General features: G+C 61.8%; 1 pseudogene. It reads left to right on the forward strand.

Annotated features, from left to right (window positions below):
• Positions 1-69: 69 nt before the first annotated feature.
• A pseudogene (locus tag AB9K35_RS00435) lies at positions 70-395 on the forward strand (FMN-binding glutamate synthase family protein); the annotation flags it as partial.

Below are 395 nucleotides of genomic sequence, written 5' to 3' on the forward strand. Positions count from 1 at the left end.
CTCCTTGTGGACTGGGGGCTTCCATCCAATATGCCATACAGTACAGCATTTTAGACCGGTGTGACCGTCATGGCCCTTCCTGCCCGCCTCCTCCCTCTCGCTTTGAGCGGTTTCGCCGCGCTCGCCAGCTCCACGGCCGCCTATGCTGCTAGCAGCGCCTGGCTGCCGGTCGCCGCGGTGACGGGCGGCTTGACCGCTTTGGGCCTGAGGGATCTTGTCCAAAGGCGCCATGCGGTTCTGCGCAACTACCCGATCATGGGTCACATGCGTTTCCTTCTGGAATCCATCCGGCCAGAGATCCGCCAGTATATGCTGGAAGGCGACCGCGAAGAGGTGCCGTTCTCTCGCGAGGCAAGGGCACTGGTGTATCAGCGCGCTAAAGGCGTCGAAGACAA

Origin of the sequence: Leisingera sp. XS_AS12, assembly GCF_041224635.1 — a bacterium.
GTDB lineage: Bacteria > Pseudomonadota > Alphaproteobacteria > Rhodobacterales > Rhodobacteraceae > Leisingera.